The organism is Peribacillus sp. FW305-BF15, assembly GCF_058783805.1.
Genome location: NZ_JBYSYV010000030.1, coordinates 40,391 through 58,098 on the forward strand (window position 1 = coordinate 40,391; position 17,708 = coordinate 58,098).

Sequence of the window (17,708 nt, forward strand, 5' to 3'; positions counted from 1 at the left end):
CTTTCTTACCGTAAGTATAATGAATAAAGCGGGAGGCTCCCATCGAAGTTTATTACATAATCGTTTAGCACCCTTACAATTCTGTCACCTTTCATGTAAGATATTTGTCTTAAAGAGAAACTCCACAGTAGTCCCTTCGGATACAGTCGATTGGATGGTAACGACATGCCCAAGTCTATTAACGATTTCCTTCACAAGATATAGTCCCATTCCGGTTGACTCTTGTTTGACTCGCCCGTTCTCACCAGTAAAGAATGGATCAAACACCCGTTTTACATCATGTGGGACGATTCCAATTCCCTGATCTGTTATCCTAAGGAAAATCTCCGACTCTTTTTCAATGATATTGAACGTTATGCTGTCATGCTCTTCCTGCCTTGAATACTTCAGTGCATTAAAGACCACCTGACTAATGGCGAAGTGGAGCCACTTACGATCCGAATGCACATATACATTCTCAAGCTCCGTTTCAAGCCTGGGATATATGAACCGTTTGATGAACTGTTTCTTTTCCTCGTTAATCACTTGCTTGACTAGATTATTTAAGTCAACCCGCTCCGATTTTACATCCTCCGAAAAACGCTGCAGCCTTGCCCCGTGCAATATAATTTCCAGCCCTCTGCGAAATCGATCATTTTCTTCTTCTATCTCTTTAAGATAATCCTTCATCGGCTCATTCGAAAATGTCCTTTTGCCCTCTTGAATCAGTAAGGAAATGACTGAAACAGGTGTCTTCATTTGATGAACCCATTGATGAATCAACAGCTCATATTGCTCCTTCTGTTTGATTTGTTCTTGTAATTGACCAATGGTTACCTTGTTCATTTGTTGAAAAAGTTCCATCCACAACTTTTGTTCATTTGTCAAAGGTTCCCTAAAGGCTTCGACATATTCAAATGACAAGCTCGTTTCTTGCTTCATTCTTGCTAATTGATTAAGAAAACGGTAATGCCTTATGTAATCGGCCGCTAAAAATAGAAGCATCATAAACAACGCGAGAATAATTAAATAGATGATATTTGAAATCGATATGTGATTCCCCGCTTCCAGAACGGATAATGTATAAGCAATAATAAGCAGGCTTACCAATAGAACGGTATAAAAAATAAAATAAAGACGGTCTTTAATAAAGGATTTCAGCTTCACTTTTCTTCACCTTGCACTATTTTTAGTCGGTATCCTTTTCCCCTGCTAGTTGTTATGGCATGCTTGATGCCAATATCCTCAAGTTTTCTCCGTACCCTTGTGACATTGACGGTCAATGTATTGTCATCAACAAATGAATCATCATTCCATAATGCTTCAAGTAACTCTTCACGCGAGACGATGGTGTCATACTGTCGTAGTAAACAACTCAATAATTTCAACTCATTTTGAGTCAACGCTACCTGATTGTCTTGATATTCGATCATCGCTTTTTCCGTATAAAGCGTTAATCCCTCCATTTCCTTTACTTGCTGGTGGAATGAAGATATATCCGCATATTCACCATACACCCTACGCAGGACACTCTTTATTTTCGCTAATACCACTTCCAAATGAAACGGTTTTGTTAAATAGTCATCTCCCCCATATTCAATGGCCATGACTTGGTTCATTTCATCTGTCCTTGCAGAGATGAATATGACAGGAACCTTCGAAACCGTCCTTATTAGCCGGCACCAATGGAACCCATCATAATAGGGCAGATTAATATCCAATAAAACCAAATCTGGCTTTATATCTTGGAACTCCGCAAAAACTTGGTCCAGTTGCTTCACTTCAAAAACCCCATACCCGTACCTTTTTAAATAATTGACCAAGATTCCAGCTATTTTGAGATCGTCTTCAACCAATAATATTTTATACATTTTTATCTCCTCATTAACCTGACAATAAAAAACCTTGAATGGCATGAGCCAATCAAGGGGATTACAATAAAATTAGATTTCCTCCGGGACTTTCAAGCCCTCAATGAAGGATTGAAAACTCGATGCAACTTTATAAATGTTTTCATCCTGGCTTGATGGATCCGAATACCAACCTTGATCCCAGAAGTAAACTCCCTTTTCTTCTTCATTATTTATCAGCAAAATTTTACCTGCACATGTATCATTACCTATTATAATGCAATTCTTATGTAAGTCTTCTCTGTTTTCTTCATGCCATTTCTGTAAATCCAGTTCTTTATCTAGAAGCTCTAATCCATAAAGTGCTTGTAAGCATACAAGTGTGTCTAATCCATCTACATAAAACTTACAGTTTTGAACCGTAGTTGTGCCGCCATTATGCTTAAGGAGAAATTGTTTATAATCTTCAGGAATTTCAAAACCCACAAACTCCTGAAAATTATTCACTGCTTCTTCTCTCGCTTTCCCATATCCAGTTATACTCACCATTGTATCGACTCCATTTCATTTTATTGTAGTAAAATCAATTGAACTAATTGCTGTTTAGAAATACCTTTTCTTAATGGAGATCCTTTAAATATAAATTATTCATTATTACTTTAGAAAATAATACTTTTTTTGAATATATTAACATAATTTTACTATCCTTATCAGTATTTTCTGATATATTTTTTGACAATTTCGTTGCTTTTCACTAAGAAAGTAGCTTTTTTTAATCGAAGTTTTGTCGAAAAATCGATAAATCGTATACTTTCACAGATAATTCAGAAGTTTTTGATGATATATCTCCATTTTCGAAGATATATTCCCGATTTCGCAGATAAAATATTATTCTATAAAAAAGGCGCCAACTTCATCTTCAAGATTGGGCGCCTTTTCTCTATTTATCAAACAATTTTATAGTCTTCATACGTAATTAATAACCTGCTCATAGAAACTGTTTCAGCACGAAGCTTATTCTTGTCACGACAATAAGCAATGATGGAACTATTAGGAACTTTAGCTGTACAATTCCATTTACTATATTTTTCATTATACCTAGAGGATATTTCGATAATCTCACCACGTACCTTTAACATCCTGCGTTCTACCAAGGGCATCAACTCCAATTCCGATAATAGTATGTACCCTAAATCAGATAAAATATTCTCGAATCCCATTCCGTCAAAGATTATGGACATTATAGCAAAACAAAAAGGCGTCTGCTATAGATTTATTATTATAGGAAATGACAAGGTAGAATGCCTCTAATCCCCTCTTTATTTAAGGTATTATAACCAGAATAATCTTAATACTCTTTTGGAATATTAAGATAAATCAAAAAAACCACCAAATAACTCTTAATTATTACGATAAAATTATATTCGTATCACAAAAGAAATATTTGAAATTAAGAGATTAGAGTCGTATGATTAGTAGTATCGGCGGAAAAAACATAAATCAAAATAATTAAGTTTAAAGGGGAATTAGATATGGTAGATGTAATCTCAAAACCTGAACATGAAACACTTAATATTTCTGCAAACCAAGAGCAATTGGATATCTTAGATCAGCTTTTAAAGCCTGAGGTTCAGGAATCATTGAACACTTTAGTCGAGCAGTTACCAAAACTGACTGAGTTAGTGAATATTTTAACAAAGTCTTATGATTTCGCTCAATCGGTTGCGACTGATGATGTGTTGAAAAATGATACGGTCAGCGCCATTTCGGAGATCGCGACACCTGTAGTCCATTCAGTGAAAGGGCTTGCGGCAAATGCCATCGAAGCTAAGGATCGTGCAGAAGCGAATAATGATGTGATCGGTCTTTTTGGTCTGTTAAAAATGTTGAAAGATCCGCAAGCACAAAAGCTTTTCCGTTTCGCCCAAGCTTTTCTTGAAGTCTCTTCAGAACGTAAAAACCAAAAATAATTTGATAACTTTCAATCAGTAAGGACGGGGGATTAACTATGTCAAAACAAATCGTCATCTTAGGTGCAGGTTACGCAGGATTACTATCTGCCTTATCCGTACGTGAATATTACAAAAAGGATGAAGTGCAGGTTACAGTGGTGAACCAATTTCCAACGCACCAAATCATCACCGAATTGCACCGTCTTGCAGGCGGATCCATTTCTGAACAAGCCGTTTCCATTCCTTTGGAAAAGCTTTTCAAAGGAAAAGATATCGACCTTGTCATTTCCAAAGTGGAGTCATTCTCGGTCGATAATAAAGAAGTGAAACTTGCCAATGGTTCCACATTATCTTATGATGCCCTGGTTGTTGCTTTGGGAAGCCAAACAGGATTCTTCGGCATTCCGGGACTTGAGGAAAACAGCATGGTCTTGAAATCCGTAAATGATGCTAACAAGATTTACAAACATATCGAAGATCGCATCCGCGAATATTCTCAAACGAATAATGAAGCGGACGCAACCATCGTGATTGGCGGCGGCGGATTGACGGGCGTTGAGTTAATCGGTGAAATCGTGGATCATTTCCCTAAAATCGCCAAAAAGTTCGGAGTGGACTTCAAGGATTTGAAAATCAAGCTTGTGGAAGCTGGGCCAAAAATCCTTCCGGTCCTGCCTGATCACTTAATCGAACGTGCCATGACAAGCTTGGAAGCACGCGGCGTTGAATTCCTGACAGGTCTGCCTGTAACGGGTGTTAAAGGAAATCAAATCGAATTGAAAGACGGACAAACGATAACGGCCAATACGCTTGTTTGGACAGGCGGAGTTGCGGCTCTTCCTATCGTAGGCGAATCAGGCCTTGAAGTGGATCGCGGCAAAGCAACCGTCAATGAGTATTTGCAATCCAAATCCCATAAAGACGTATTCGTTGTCGGCGACAGTGCCGTTGCTTTCCCTCCAGAAGGCGGCCGTCCATATGCTCCTACTGCACAAAATGCTTGGCAAATGGGTGAGCTTGTTGGATACAACCTATATGCAGCATTTGAAGGCAAGAAGCTTGAAGAATTCTCACCTGTAAACTCAGGTACACTTGCGAGCCTTGGCCGTAAGGATGCAGTGGCAACCGTTGGGGCCAATAACACGTCCCTTAAAGGCCTTCCGGCTACATTGATGAAGGAAGCAAGTAATGTTCGTTACCTATCACACATCAAAGCCCTATTCAGCCTGGCTTATTAATTCTAAGATAGAGCACAATAAAAGAGGACCATTCATCTTTTGATGAATGGTCCTCTTTTAAAATCAAATCTTTACTTGGTTGATGCTGAATCTAAGGGAAAATCCCTCAGGTAATTTAGCCTTTGTCAATATCCTGGTTTCTTTCAAGCGTATATCATTATAAGAGGAGACCTCCATCAATTCTTCATCCATATAAGCAGGATGGGTCATTATCTCCACACTCTCCCCATCCATTACTCTCCCTTTCAAGTTTTGAAAGTAATCTTCAACCACCATTTCTCCATAAAAATCATCCAGGAATACATCTGTAACGGTTTGAATCCCTGCAAGGTGGCTTCCGGCATTACGGACTGGCAATCCATATTTATCTGACAGCTTTTTAATAACCGGTAGAAATGCTTTGATCCCGTGTACATGATGGTGGCTGTCGAAATGAGTCGGGAATAGGCCAAATTCCAAAAATCTTTCGATTTGCGCTGACCACTCCCTCTCCAATTCGCTCAAGGAAATGCCGGCAGGATCCCCATATACCGTACCTTGCTTCTTAAAGAAACCAGATTCGTCAACCAAACTCGGAACATCACTCAACAAAGGTTTACCCCATGTCAGGACTAAGTGAATACCTACCTTCAACGAGGGTGTTTTCTTGGAGATTTCAATCGCATGCTCCGTTGCTTTCGCATTCATCATGATTGTTGCCGAATTGACAATTCCATATTTGTGGCTATCCAAAATCCCATAATTCACCGCTTTAGTTAACCCAAAATCATCTGCATTTACAAGGACTTCAATCATGATAAATTATCCTGCAACTCCTTTTTTTCAAAAAACTGCGGCAAATAATCTTTATGTGCCTCCAGCATTTCGTCCAAGATAAGTTTTGCAACCCGGTCGCTTGGAACGAGTGGATTGATCGTCATGGCAAGCAACGCAGTATCATAGTCCCCCGAAATTGCAGCTTCGATGGCTACCCTTTCAAAGGATTTGATTTGCTGAATTAATCCGCGGACAGCGACAGGAAGCTCTCCTACATTGATTGGTTTAGGTCCATCCTTAGTTATCACGCAACTGGTTTCAATCGCCGATCCGTACGGGATGCCTTCAATTGCACCATGGTTGACCGTATTCACCGCTTGAATATCTCGCTTATCCGTATGCATCGAGCAAATCAACCGCACAGCCGCATCACTGTAGTACGCACCTCCGCGCTCTTCAAGCTGCGGCGGCTTGATAGCCAGATCCTGGTCTTTGTATAGCTCGAATAAACCTGCTTCAAGTCTTTGAACGACCTCTGCGCGTGTTTCTCCTTTTTCCGCATCCTTCAATTCTTGGGCCAGCACATCACCCGTTTTATAATAGTAATTGTGGTATGGACACGGAAACAGGTTCAACGCTCTAAGGAATTCCGGCTCCCAGCCCATTGCATGGATATTCTTCATCGTGACAGCTTTAGCTGGATCAGTAATCAACTGGATGATTTGATCTTTGACACTCTCGCCATCAACGAATACATCCAAGCCGTAAACCATATGGTTCAACCCAGCAAAGTCGATACGGACCCTTGATGGTTCTACACCCATCAAATCCGCAACACCTCGTTCCATCCCAATCGGCACATTGCAGAGTCCGATGATTTTGGAAATATTACTGTGACGCAGAACTGCTTCCGTTACCATTCCTGCAGGATTCGTGAAGTTAATCAGCCATGCTTCCGGACATAATTCCTCCATCTCATGAGCAATATCCAGAATGACGGGAATCGTTCTAAAGGCCTTGAAAAGCCCGCCTGGTCCATTCGTCTCCTGTCCGATCACTCCGTGTTTCAATGGAATCTTTTCATCAAGAGCCCTGGCTGCGAGCTGGCCAACCCGCAGCTGGGTTGTTACATAATCAGCGCCTTTAAGCGCTTTCTTCCTATCCAGCGTGAGATGGACTTCAATATTCACACCAGCCTTTTCAATCATCCTTCTTGCCAAATTCCCGACAATTTCAAGCTTTTCCTTTCCGGCTTCGATGTCCACGAGCCAAATTTCACTCACAGGAAGTTCTTCATGATATTTGATGAAACCTTCGATCAGTTCAGGCGTATAGCTCGAACCTCCGCCAATCGTGACGATCTTCAACCCCTTGCTCATTCAGCAGTCCTCTCCTTCACAGCATCTGCATGTAAGAATTCTTCGCGTAGATCGATCATTTCAATTGCAAGATCCTTCATAGTCATCGCTGTCATTAAATGATCTTGTGCATGCACCAGTATAATCGGAAGATCAAAAGAGTCCCCGCCTGCCTCAGCATGGATTAATTGGGTTTGGTATTTATGGGCTTGCAGTAATTCTGTTTCCGCCTCGGCGATTTTCAAACGGGCAGAATCAAAATCCTTCTTCTTTGCCTCCTGCAACGCTTCCATTGCAAAGCTTCTCGCATTCCCGCTATATAAAATCAATTGAAAGGATAGCTGGTATAATTCTTCTTTTTCCATTTTTCATCACTACTTTCTTAAAGGCTTAGCGTTTCTGAATCTTTTGTAAGCTTTGTTTCATTTTTTGTGTCTATCTTCACTTGAGCATAAACGAATGGTAAATAAATCGCTGTTGAAATGACTAAGTTGATTGCAGCCAGGACCGCTCCAGACACATGCCCGCCTGTGGCCAGGAATCCACCCACAATTGGAGGGGTTACCCATGGAATCTTAGCAACGATCGGGAAAACCATTCCGCTGCTTACTGCAATATAAGATATCACCGTTGTAATTACCGGGCCGAGAACAAATGGGATGAACCACATTGGATTCAGAACGATAGGCAATCCGAAAAGAATGGGTTCGTTTATCTGGAACACTCCTGGCGCCCCTCCGAGTGCAATCATCTGTTTATACCGTTTCCGACCGGCAATGATCATTGCAATGATAAGGCCCAATGTTGCACCAGATCCGCCTAAATATACAAATGCATCCAGGAAAGAACCCGCCAATACGCCGTATTGGTCCATGTCTTTGACGCCTTTTGCATATAAATCGATATTTTTCACACCCGAACTTTCAAAGAGCGGTGTCGTTATCCCGCCAAGGATATTAGGTCCATGCAAACCGATCATCCATAATAAATGAACAAGAAAAACTAGTAAAATAGCGAATGGCAATGAATCTACTGCACTTTGTAACGGAGATACAATCACTTTACTCAGCCAGTCATTCAGTACCTGCCCATCCGTAGCTTTACGGAATAGCAGTCCGAATACGCCAGCGATAAAGATCGTTGCCATACCCGGCACTAACTTTGCAAATGAACGGGCTACCGCTGGAGGTACTCCATCTGGAAGCTTGATGACTAAATATTTTACCCGGGAAAGTCTTACGAAGATTTCAGTTGCTATTAAGGCAACGACAATTCCTGTAAATAGGGCTGTAGCATTAAAATAGTTTACGCTTACAAAACCCCAGGCCCCGCCAGTAACATCTTTATCATCGATGGTTAAAGTGACATTTCCGATTTGAGGTAATAATAAAAAGAAACAGGCTGCGGAAACCAACATCGCTTCAAAACCATCGTCGCCGTATGACCGTGCCAATTTATAAGAGATGCCGAATACTGCGAATACCGTCATGAATGCAAAGGTTCCAAACCAAATATCACCGCCAAGCGTATTCCATGCAGGACCGAAGATGGCCTCCATCATTCTCCCGTAAGGCTTGATGACTTGCCCAAGATTATTAAACAGGACGGCGAATGAACCGATCATTGTAATCGCTATCATTCCAATCAATGCGTCACGAATCGCAAGCAAATGCCGGTTATTTCCTACCTTTACCGCCCCAGGCATAATATACTTATCAATAAAAGTCATCATATCCTTATTCTCCTTTTATTAAAGTAGTGGCTTGTTTTAGCACTTCTTCACCATTACATAGTCCATAGAACATCGGATTGATGGTTGCGACTGGAATTCCCTTTTCTTTCCCCGCTTCCTGTAGCTTGGAAAGAAGATATCTAACCTGCGGACCTAATAAAATAACATCGGCCTTATCCATTTCATTGTTAACTTCTGTAGAACCAACTGCCCATATATGACACTCTACCCCTTGGTTTTTAGCACTTTCCTCCATCTTGGTAACTAATAAACTAGTAGACATCCCTGCAGAACAACATAATAAGATATTCATTGAAATTACCCCCCTTTTTAATGATTGATTATTCAGTATTTTCAAGTGAGTTGAAACCGTTTTCTTATAAATAACCGATGTTACTTTTTTATCACTTCCCTTGGATGAAATGGGTATTATTGCCTCCATACATACATTGTAGTTACAAATCGAAAAAATATCAACACAAATTTAAATTTGTTACTACAAATTTGTGAATTAAAGTTGATTATTGTACTTATCCGAGATAATCTATATGTATATATTGGGAATGAGCATAGGAGGAATCACTGTGGAGACCATGAATAAAGAAGCGGCATTGCATTCCATAGTTAAGGAATCGATTATCGATCTCATAAAAAATGGCGAATATCAAACAAATACAAAATTACCGACTGAGGCTGAATTTTGTAAAATATACGGAGTAAGCAGGACAACAGTTCGCACGGCCTTACAGCAATTGAACGTCGAAGGCTATATTTACCGTGTCCAAGGCAAAGGTACTTTCGTTTCGGAGAATAAAGTGAAGCAATTTCTTACAAGCACGGTTGAAAAGTTCTCTGAGCAAGTCACGATGCAAGGTAAAAACCCTTCAACAAAGGTCATTAGCTTAAAGGTGATTGAAGCAAACGCTACCCTTGCCAAGCTTTTCAAACAAAATATTGGAGACCCCGTAAATAAACTGGAACGGATACGTTACGTAAACGATATCCCCCTTCAATATGAAATTGCCTTTCTCCCTTGGTATAAAACACCCGGGCTTAATATCGAAGCCTGTGAAAAATCACTCTTTAAAGTACTTGAGACACAATTCAATTTAAAAGTAAAAAAAACGGTCGAACACTTGGAGTTTTCACTTGCCGACGATTCCATTTCTGACAAGTTGGACGTACCGAACGGCTCACCTTGTTTTTCATTGGAAACTTACACATATGAGAATGACGGATCGGTCATTGAATTCTCTAAAACTCTCTTTAGAGGCGATCGTGCTCACTTTGTCATCGAACGGAACTATTGAAATAAGACGGATGCCTTATTAATTAAGGCATCATAGTCTGTAGACAAATTCGATTTTTTTTAGTGTTTGTAAGATTGGAACGTTGAATTCCACACCAGGGCCCCCCTCCAATCAACTGGAACGTTTTTTTAATAAAAACTGCATGCAAACTTAATTTTCTTTTAGAGGCAATCATAACGATTGCCTCTTTTTGTTGCGCATCTTATATATTTTTACATAATTACAAATACATTCATTTTATGAGTAAAATTGACAAATATATCATAATCACCTAATCTAGAAGACTAGGAGATTCCATTCTATTTACATTGGCATTCAACTTTGTACCTATTTTTTGAAAGTATTAATAAAAGTTATTAGGAAATCTCTTACTATTAATAAATTAGGCAGGTGGATTTTATGTGCGGTTTTGTTGGATGTATTCACGAATATCCGAAAGCCATAAATTCAAATATGAAAGAAACGATTCAGAAGATGAACACGATCATTACCCATAGGGGGCCGGATGATGAAGGATATTTCTTTGATGAATTTGTGAATTTTGGATTTAGGAGATTAAGCATAATCGATATAGATAATGGAAACCAACCCCTTTCATATGAAAATGAAAGATATTGGATCATTTTCAATGGCGAAATCTATAATTATATTGAACTAAGAAAAGAACTCATTGATGAAGGATATGAGTTTACGACAGATTCTGATACGGAAGTAATATTGGCCCTCTTTAGTAGCCAAAAAGAGCAAACTGTCCAGAAATTGCGAGGCATGTTCTCTTTTGTCATTTGGGATAAAATCGAGCTAAAGCTTTTTGGTGCAAGGGACCACTTTGGAATCAAGCCTTTTTTCTATTGTGAGCAAGATGATGTTACTTATTTTGCATCAGAAAAAAAGAGTATTTTGACAGCCATGAATGACGAGCTGGATGTGAATTCATTACAGCATTTTCTTAGTTTTCAATATGTTCCCGAACCATCGACCCTATCCAAGAATATTGAAAAGTTATTACCTGGACATTACTTCACTAAAGAACCAGGAAAGAAAATGGATATAGAAAGGTTCTGGAAACCTATTTTTCACCCTTCCAATATAGACGATTCAAAGGTCCTAAAAGAAATACAAGACACTCTGATGGATTCCGTAAACGTCCATATGAGAAGTGATGTTCCAGTTGGATCTTTTTTATCGGGCGGGATTGATTCATCATTTATCTGCTCCATCGCAAAAGAGATTAACCCTAAGATCAAAACTTTTTCTGTTGGGTTCGAAAGAGATGGATATAGTGAAATAAACGTTGCACAGGAAACAGCAGCCGCACTTAATGTAGAAAATATAAGTTATATCATTAGTCCTGAAGAATTCTTGGCGGAACTCCCGAAGATCATCTGGCATATGGATGACCCTTTAGCGGACCCCGCTGCCGTTCCACTATATTTTGTCGCCCGGGAAGCTAAAAAACACGTCAAGGTCGCTTTGTCCGGTGAGGGGGCAGATGAGTTATTCGGCGGATATAATATATACCGGGAGCCCCATTCCCTGCGCATGTTTTCCTATTTTCCAACATCATTGAACAAAGTGTTGAAGACGATTTCCTCTGTTTTGCCAGAAGGTGTTAGAGGAAAGAGTTTTATAGAGCGTGGAGTGACACCTTTAGAAAACCGATATATCGGGAACGCAAACATATTCGGCGAGAAAGAGAAAAAACGACTACTTGTGAATTATCTCAACGGACTAGAAAATGAGAAAGTGACAAATCCCATCTATTCAAGTTCTTTAGGGTATGATCCTATAACCCAAATGCAAAACATTGATATTCAAACTTGGCTAAAAGGTGATATTTTATTGAAGGCAGATAAAATGTCCATGGCGAATTCTTTAGAGGTGAGAGTTCCCTTTTTGGATAAATGCGTTTTCAATACGGCTTCAAAACTTAATATGGATCAAAAAGTGAGAAATGGAACGACCAAATACATGCTCCGAAAAGCTGCCCGCGGGATAGTGCCGGAACATGTATGGAGCAGAAAAAAGCTAGGCTTTCCTGTTCCGATACGACATTGGCTGAAGGATGAGTTATACGATTGGGCAGTAAGGTTAATCCAGGAAAGCCCGACTGACTACCTTTTTAATAAAGCGCAAATTATAGAATTACTTGAAAACCATGTAAATAATAAAGCGGACAACAGCCGGAAGCTCTGGACCATTTTTACGTTTATGACTTGGCATCAAATTTATATAGAAAAACGATTTGAGCCCCAAAAGAATTTACAATCCGCTTTATATTAAACACCTTTATTGGCTTCACTCTTTGCACCCAAGCATCCATGAAAGATTGCTTGGGTTTTTTTATCACCGAAAAACGAGTATCCATTCAATATAACAATTGGTATATGACGAATTTCTCAAAAGGATTAGATTCAGTCAAGCCAGGTAATATCACTTCGTTTTTCAGCTCGAAAGCGGTTTGATTTTCGAGGAAAAAAATATAATCCTGTGAAGCATAATATAATATCAGTTCGATTTGGCGCGGTTCTTTTTCAAAGGAAAGCAAAATGTTATTGATGATTTTCATGAAAATCTGTACCGAGAACGGATTAAAGAAATAAAAATGATTGTCCTGCTTATCAATATCATATTCTTCTGCCAAGCAACAGTGGAATTCTATATCGTTATTGTCGTTTTTCCTTTTTTTCATGTAGCCATTCAGATTCTCGATCGCTTCTTTATAGAAATTTTCATTCATTTCCACGCCAACCACAGATGATTGATAGAAGTGATGGATGAAAAAATTCAAGCGTCCTTTACCGCATCCAAAATCCACAATGCGATCATTTCTTTTCAGTGGATATTCTTTGAATAAATGTTCTAATGCGCTGTATGGCGTAGGTTCATATCGATGATAATGCAAAGAATCATTGAATTTTTTTTGTTCACCTTCCGTCCTGATGTTCAGCATTTCATCATAATTTTTTACTTCCATTGTTATATGCACCTGCTTCATGTTTTTTAATAAAGGGCGTCCTAACTAAAAACCCCGGAAAGCGTTGATCTTATCCAGGGTAATGTTTTGTTATATGAATGTCCAGACAATTAATTGGATTTTGCTCTCGTTACATAATCATTAAAATCAGAGATGCTTGGGTTGGCTATATGATGACCGCCTTCCATTTGGATCGTCTGACCCTGTAATGAATTTGGACTCGTCAGATGCAAGGAATAGTACGGTATAACCGAAATCATCCGCTTCACCATGATATGGCAATGCTTTGAATTCGCCAAAAATATCGAGTACGGCCTGAGGCATATTATTTTTCGCTGCAGGAGTTAAAATGAGACCTGGTGCCACTCCATTACAACGAATATGATCTTTACCATACTGTGCAGGCGAGATAACGAGTCAAATTCACTACACCCGCTTGGACGCACCATATGCGGATCGTACGGAGTCACCTGTAAATCCGGCCATTGAGGCCGTATTGATAATTGAACCTCCTCCAGCTTTAATCATGTGAGGAATCGCAAACCTGCTTCCCAATAGCACACTTTTTAAATTCACGTCCATAAGTCATTTCCATTCTTCCAAATCTAAGTTCACGACATCCAGATCTTTATGCAGGTTAGTTAAACCCACATTATTAACGAGTACCGTAACCGTTCCATATTGTTCAATGGTAAAGTCGACTGCTGCCTAAATGGAGTCTGCTTGTCCAGCATCCAAAAATACTCCAGCTGCTTCCCCACCTTGTTTTTTAATGTTTTCGGCCGCTTCTTTTGCTCCTGCTTCATTAAAATCAGCAATCACGACTTTTGCGCTTTCTTTAGCCATTAGTGGGGATATGGATAACCCAATGCCTGAAGCTCCACCTTTCACTAACTTTACCTTGTACTCTCCCCATGATAAACCACCTGCTCTTCAAAATATGAATAGTTTTGCTTTATTAATCATGACTAACAGTACAAGAATACAACGCATATAAAGTTACAAATAATTATGCCTATAGTCTAATTTCGTAAAATGCAGATGTGGTAAATTTTGTACCAATACAGAAAAAGCTGAAGCACCCAGAAGTGCTTCAGCTTTTTTTCATTTTTCTTCTTCATCATCCCATATGATCCAATCATGAGCCTCTAGAATTTCCAGGAATTTCATCAACCTCGGTAAGGCTGGTTCCGCTTCCTCACCAAAATGTTCACTCATCGCTTCAGAGATCTGATTTACATTCCTTTGGAACTCCATCTGTTTAATAGCATATGCTCCAAACTTATCAAGCTTGATTTTACGGACTGATGGCTGTTTTAAGAAACGAATGGTCATTCTTTCCACAAAATTGGTCCTTTGAATGACCAAAAAAGTGGCTTCCGAAGATTCTTGCACCATAGTGACGCGTCTTTCCAAAAGGGGAACCATGGTTAGCAGGTTCCTCTTTTTTGATTGGCGTTTACGAAGCATCTTCTTTTTTCCCTTTGCTGGATACGAACCAAAGCAATCCAGCTAGAGCAAGGAATAATAAGAATGGCAGCAAATTGCTGGCTAATTTAGCCGCAGCCGGAACTTGGACACCTGCTGCGATCAATATGGCAATAAGAACACCAATCAATGATTCACCCGCTATTAAACCAGAGGCAAATAATACACCTCTGTCAACCCGTGCTTTAAGCGCTTCTTTTGTTTTCGAGAAGAACTCAACGAAGAATCGAATAAATCCACCGATCATGATTGGCGCACTAGTATGAACCGGCAAGTATATGCCCACTGCAACAACAAGTGAATTCAAACCGAAAAACTCTAATGTAATAGAAATAGCCGCACCGATAAAGATCAGAGTCCAAGGTAAATCTCCCCCTAAAACACCTTCGGCAAGTATTTTCATAAGAGCCGCTTTAGGTGCAGGCAGTTCTGCAGAACCCATCGTATATGCGTTATCCATAAGAACCAGGATAAAACCAATGACAGAAGCGGATGCAACAACACCGATCATCATGGCAACTTGTTGTTTCCATGGTGTTCCGCCGACGATATATCCTGTTTTTAGATCCTGAGAAACATCACCTGAAACCGCAAGCGCTGTACAAATGATTGCAGCGACGGTTAAAGCGGCTACCATTCCAGTCGTACCAGTAAAACCAGTTGCCTTATAGACAATCGCAACAATCAATAGAGTGGCGATTGTCATTCCAGAAACAGGGGAAGACGAACTTCCGACGATTCCAACAACCCTTGAAGCCACTGTCACGAATAAAAATCCAAAAATCGCGATTGCAATCGCACCGATGATTCCTACATCCGTTATAGGTGTGAAAGCAATGATTAAAATTAAGATGATCGTACCCAACCAAACGTATTTAGCCGGTATGTCTTGTTCTGTACGGATAGAACCCGATTTTAGTTGTCCTTTATTGGCTTTTACGCCTTTAAGAGTATCAATAACTGAACTGAAAAGTATTGGTAATGTTTTGATCAAAGTGATCAATCCGCCCGTTGCAACGGCACCAGCACCAATATAGCGAATATAATTATCCCAAATTCCCCATGCATCCAATTCACCGATTGGTACATCAGAAGGGAAAATGGCTGTCCCATTGTTTCCGCCAAAAAAGCTGATGGCCGGTATTAAAACGACCCAGGCTAATAAACCCCCACCTAGCATTTGTCCTGCAACACGCGGTCCAATAATGTACCCTACACCCAAAAGGGAAGGAAAGGCATCAAGACCAACCACTGCATTTTTAAAATTAGTGATCCCTGTTTCAACCTCTGTCTTGAAAAGCTTAAATCCATCACCAAGCCCTTTAACAACACCGCCAATTACCAAACCGGCTCCGATTAGCTTGGCGCTTGTACCGCCCTTTTCTCCTGACTTCAGGACCTCGGCACATGCCGTACCTTCTGGATAAGGCAATGTTTCATGCTCCCTTACAATCAAAAGCTGGCGAAGGGGAACCATCATGAAGACCCCTAAAAATCCCCCAGTTAATACTACGAAAATGATGAATGCTTGACTCACGTCCATGTCCCACATGAATAATGCCGGAATGGTAAATACAGCACCGGCACCAATAGCCTCACCTGCCGTGGTCATCGTTTGCACAATATTGTTTTCTAATATTGAATCCCTGCGAAAAACCCCTCTTAATATGGCCATTGAAATTACCGCCGCGGGTATAGAAGCAGAGACAGTTAAACCAATAAGTAGGCCTAAGTATGCATTTGCCGCCCCGAATACGATTGCAAGAATGATCCCTAGAATGATTGCAGTTGCAGTCAATTCCGGTAGAGATTTAGATGCAGAAACGTACGGGACGAATTTACTCTCTTTTGAATTGTTCGACAATTTAGCCACTTCCTATGTTAAACTTTAAAATCACAGAGAACATTATATCACTGTAATTTAAAGTCACGCAATGGGGAAATTCTGCTTATTAAAAGTTTGATTATATCCAATAATCAGATTAGTAGTTTCGGTTATAAAATATATAAAATAATATTGATATAATAACCATGACTAATCCGTTACCCGAAGTCACTGTCTATCATTCATTCAATGACAGTATCATCAGCAACCCTTATCACCTCGATAGGGACATAACCACTGGGTAAGTGCACATTAGAATGAGATTTAACATATCCTGAAAAATCAAGTCTTAAAAAAGGAATGATAAATTCATGGTCTCCTATATGGACTATACTTCACCATCCACACAATTCTTTTTCGATGTCAATAAAAGCAATTTCATGAAAAAAGACAATCAAAACTATATTAACTCATTAGGTGTTAAACAATTAAATACCCTCGAAAATGTTTCATTATTAGATATTTACCTTAGTACAGACAATGTCGTAGAACCGCATTATCACCAAAATGCAGCGGAGCTAGTGTATTGCATTTCTGGAGCGGCAACCGTTTCCTTACTGAATCCATTTACAAAGCAAATTCAAAATTACCCCATTAAACCCGGTCAAGTAGCCAACGTCCCACAAGGTTGGTGGCATTATGAAGTGGCTAATGCTGATAAAACCCACTTGCTCGCCATTTTTAATGCACCAACACCTGAGGTGATCCTCGGTTCAGATATCTTGAAATTGACACCTGCAAATATTATGGCTCATACTTATTGCATGGATGAAAACCAATGGAAAAAAGCAATTGCACCAGTTCAGCCATCAACATTCATCGGTCCGCCAGCCAACTGCCATCGAGCGGCCGAAGAAGACATACAGCAATATCCTCAATATATTAATCACCATGATAACCAAATGTATACTGCCCCGGATTACAACTATCAATATAAGCCCAATCCCCCATATTATTATTATTGAAGATAGATATTGGGAGCATGATTCCCCCTGTTCGAGGGCCTATACAACTAATATATCGGAATCGAGAAAACAATGGAGAACCCTATTACATAAGGGTTCTCCATTGCCCAGACTGTAGACAAACTCGATGAAAATCGAGTATGTCTATTTTTATGGCTTGTACAATTTGGACGTTGATTTCCACTCCAGGCACTCGCTTTCCGCGGGCGGTCGGGGAG

At 39.8% G+C, this 17,708-nt stretch carries 17 protein-coding genes and 1 pseudogene; 5 read left to right on the plus strand and 13 right to left on the minus strand.

Annotation, left to right across the window (positions count from 1 at the left end; all coding sequences use genetic code 11):
* Positions 1 to 84: 84 nt before the first annotated feature.
* From AC3WLU_RS23675 to AC3WLU_RS23690, 4 genes are all read right to left on the minus strand, one after another.
* Positions 85 to 1,146: a sensor histidine kinase gene (locus tag AC3WLU_RS23675; protein ID WP_492598036.1), complete on the minus strand. Its 1,062-nt coding sequence runs from the start codon at positions 1,144 to 1,146 to the stop codon at positions 85 to 87.
* Positions 1,143 to 1,850: a response regulator transcription factor gene (locus tag AC3WLU_RS23680; protein WP_098865062.1), complete on the minus strand. Its 708-nt coding sequence runs from the start codon at positions 1,848 to 1,850 to the stop codon at positions 1,143 to 1,145. Before AC3WLU_RS23680 ends, AC3WLU_RS23675 begins: the two co-directional genes overlap by 4 nt.
* A 72-nt stretch (positions 1,851 to 1,922) precedes the next feature.
* Positions 1,923 to 2,378, minus strand: coding sequence for an SMI1/KNR4 family protein (locus AC3WLU_RS23685; protein WP_098184618.1), 456 nt, complete (start codon positions 2,376 to 2,378; stop codon positions 1,923 to 1,925).
* A 398-nt stretch (positions 2,379 to 2,776) separates the two neighbouring features.
* Positions 2,777 to 3,070, minus strand: coding sequence for a hypothetical protein (locus tag AC3WLU_RS23690; RefSeq protein ID WP_134402162.1), 294 nt, complete (start codon positions 3,068 to 3,070; stop codon positions 2,777 to 2,779).
* A gap of 291 nt (positions 3,071 to 3,361) precedes the next feature.
* Between AC3WLU_RS23690 and AC3WLU_RS23695 the strand changes: the two genes are divergently transcribed.
* A complete protein-coding gene (locus tag AC3WLU_RS23695) occupies positions 3,362 to 3,799 on the plus strand; it encodes a helical membrane plugin domain-containing protein (RefSeq protein WP_057276363.1) in 438 nt (145 codons plus the stop codon).
* Between the two features lie 38 nt (positions 3,800 to 3,837).
* Entirely contained in the window at positions 3,838 to 5,019 is a 1,182-nt protein-coding gene (locus AC3WLU_RS23700) for an NAD(P)/FAD-dependent oxidoreductase (RefSeq protein ID WP_063575153.1), read from the plus strand.
* Between the two features lie 63 nt (positions 5,020 to 5,082).
* On the opposite strand, the gene chbG is transcribed toward AC3WLU_RS23700, so the two are convergent.
* The 5 genes from chbG to AC3WLU_RS23725 are packed head-to-tail and all read right to left on the minus strand — an operon-like array spanning position 5,083 to position 9,178.
* On the minus strand, positions 5,083 to 5,814 hold the full coding sequence (gene chbG / locus AC3WLU_RS23705) for a chitin disaccharide deacetylase (RefSeq protein WP_492598037.1): 732 nt from the start codon (positions 5,812 to 5,814) through the stop codon (positions 5,083 to 5,085).
* Positions 5,811 to 7,154, minus strand: coding sequence for a 6-phospho-beta-glucosidase (locus AC3WLU_RS23710; RefSeq protein ID WP_098865156.1), 1,344 nt, complete (start codon positions 7,152 to 7,154; stop codon positions 5,811 to 5,813). Before AC3WLU_RS23710 ends, chbG begins: the two co-directional genes overlap by 4 nt.
* Entirely contained in the window at positions 7,151 to 7,498 is a 348-nt protein-coding gene (locus AC3WLU_RS23715; protein WP_095678825.1) for a PTS sugar transporter subunit IIA, read from the minus strand. Before AC3WLU_RS23715 ends, AC3WLU_RS23710 begins: the two co-directional genes overlap by 4 nt.
* A 17-nt stretch (positions 7,499 to 7,515) precedes the next feature.
* Positions 7,516 to 8,865 carry a PTS sugar transporter subunit IIC gene (locus AC3WLU_RS23720; protein WP_048684683.1) on the minus strand — a complete coding sequence of 450 codons (1,350 nt, stop codon included), beginning with the start codon at positions 8,863 to 8,865 and terminating at the stop codon, positions 7,516 to 7,518.
* 4 nt (positions 8,866 to 8,869) lie between these two features.
* Complete coding sequence (locus tag AC3WLU_RS23725) at positions 8,870 to 9,178, minus strand: PTS sugar transporter subunit IIB (protein WP_403190510.1); 309 nt, start codon at positions 9,176 to 9,178, stop codon at positions 8,870 to 8,872.
* A gap of 280 nt (positions 9,179 to 9,458) precedes the next feature.
* Here AC3WLU_RS23725 and AC3WLU_RS23730 point away from each other — a divergent pair, with 280 nt between their 5' ends.
* Positions 9,459 to 10,175 (plus strand): GntR family transcriptional regulator, encoded by a 717-nt coding sequence (locus AC3WLU_RS23730; protein WP_057278475.1) that lies wholly within the window; start codon positions 9,459 to 9,461, stop codon positions 10,173 to 10,175.
* Between the two features lie 399 nt (positions 10,176 to 10,574).
* Positions 10,575 to 12,458, plus strand: coding sequence for an asparagine synthase (glutamine-hydrolyzing) (asnB, locus tag AC3WLU_RS23735; RefSeq protein WP_492598038.1), 1,884 nt, complete (start codon positions 10,575 to 10,577; stop codon positions 12,456 to 12,458).
* An 85-nt stretch (positions 12,459 to 12,543) separates the two neighbouring features.
* On the opposite strand, the gene AC3WLU_RS23740 is transcribed toward asnB, so the two are convergent.
* The 4 genes and pseudogenes from AC3WLU_RS23740 to AC3WLU_RS23755 form a co-directional block, all read right to left on the minus strand.
* On the minus strand, positions 12,544 to 13,152 hold the full coding sequence (locus AC3WLU_RS23740; protein WP_492598039.1) for a methyltransferase: 609 nt from the start codon (positions 13,150 to 13,152) through the stop codon (positions 12,544 to 12,546).
* A 147-nt stretch (positions 13,153 to 13,299) separates the two neighbouring features.
* Positions 13,300 to 13,998 (minus strand): annotated as a pseudogene (locus AC3WLU_RS23745) (SDR family NAD(P)-dependent oxidoreductase).
* A gap of 258 nt (positions 13,999 to 14,256) precedes the next feature.
* Positions 14,257 to 14,622, minus strand: coding sequence for a PqqD family protein (locus tag AC3WLU_RS23750; RefSeq protein WP_057278372.1), 366 nt, complete (start codon positions 14,620 to 14,622; stop codon positions 14,257 to 14,259).
* Entirely contained in the window at positions 14,612 to 16,504 is a 1,893-nt protein-coding gene (locus AC3WLU_RS23755; protein ID WP_063576869.1) for an OPT family oligopeptide transporter, read from the minus strand. The genes AC3WLU_RS23750 and AC3WLU_RS23755 overlap by 11 nt, the downstream gene beginning before the upstream one ends.
* A gap of 332 nt (positions 16,505 to 16,836) precedes the next feature.
* On the opposite strand from AC3WLU_RS23755, the gene AC3WLU_RS23760 reads away from it, so the two are divergent.
* Positions 16,837 to 17,490 carry a cupin domain-containing protein gene (locus AC3WLU_RS23760; RefSeq protein ID WP_400449649.1) on the plus strand — a complete coding sequence of 218 codons (654 nt, stop codon included), beginning with the start codon at positions 16,837 to 16,839 and terminating at the stop codon, positions 17,488 to 17,490.
* Positions 17,491 to 17,708: the final 218 nt, after the last annotated feature.